Consider the following 801-nt stretch of genomic DNA (forward strand, 5'->3'; position numbering starts at 1 on the left):
AAAGGTACGTTCAAATCTCCTTTTGGCGTCGACTCGGTCGAATCGTCCGGATGTGGCGTTGGAGGTTTTGAAACACGACAGTAGCGAGCAAGACGCACGAGTCAAACTGAAAAAGCTCATGAAGAGCGTTAAACCTCTGAATAAAAAAATAGATACAAAAGTTCCACCCAAACAGGTCGCGAAGTCAAAGGAAAAGAAAAATATGGAAATGGATACGAAATCTGTCGATTTGAAACCAAAGTACGTAGCGCGCTCAGTATTAGACCCGCAAAACTTACGTCCTAAAGCGCCGTCAATTTATCGAATTCAAGTATTAGCAACCTATAAAGTCATTCCGTCAGATTACCTAAATTATCTGAAAGGCAACTATGGCAAAGTGTATTCCTACACTCACGGCTTATGGAAGCGTTATTGCGTTGGTGAGTTTAGCGATATAGATGATGCAAAGAAGTTTCTTGAAAACATGAATATCAAAGGTGCTTTTGTCGTTGATTACACGAAGAAAAGGTACGTTGAATTATGATCAAGTTTCAAAAAGGAAGTTTGACGGTCGAAGTTGCGATGGGCTTACCCGTTTTGATCATGGTGCTATTTACCTGGTTTGACTTGTCTGTACTTACGTATTCGATGGGTGTAACCGACCATGCGCTGACGACAGCTGTGATGAGTAGTAAAAAACAAGGTAGTTCTAGCAACTCGGAAAAAGTGGACTATCAAGATGTGGTCAAAACCAAACTAGAAACCAGCGGTGGTGCCTTATGGTCGAAGGTTGTCGACCATTCATCGGTATCGGCATCGGTC

The 801-nt window shown here is 42.2% G+C and carries 1 protein-coding gene and 1 pseudogene; both read left to right on the plus strand.

Features of this window, described 5'->3' with window-relative positions:
- Nucleotides 1-523: pseudogene (locus R7Z50_RS26460) on the plus strand (pilus assembly protein TadD); the annotation flags it as partial.
- A partial coding sequence (locus R7Z50_RS26465; protein WP_318073123.1) for a pilus assembly protein occupies nt 520-801 on the plus strand: 282 nt, incomplete at its 3' end. The pseudogene R7Z50_RS26460 and the gene R7Z50_RS26465, both read left to right, overlap by 4 nt.

It is taken from the genome of Vibrio sp. 1249-1 (assembly GCF_033340495.1).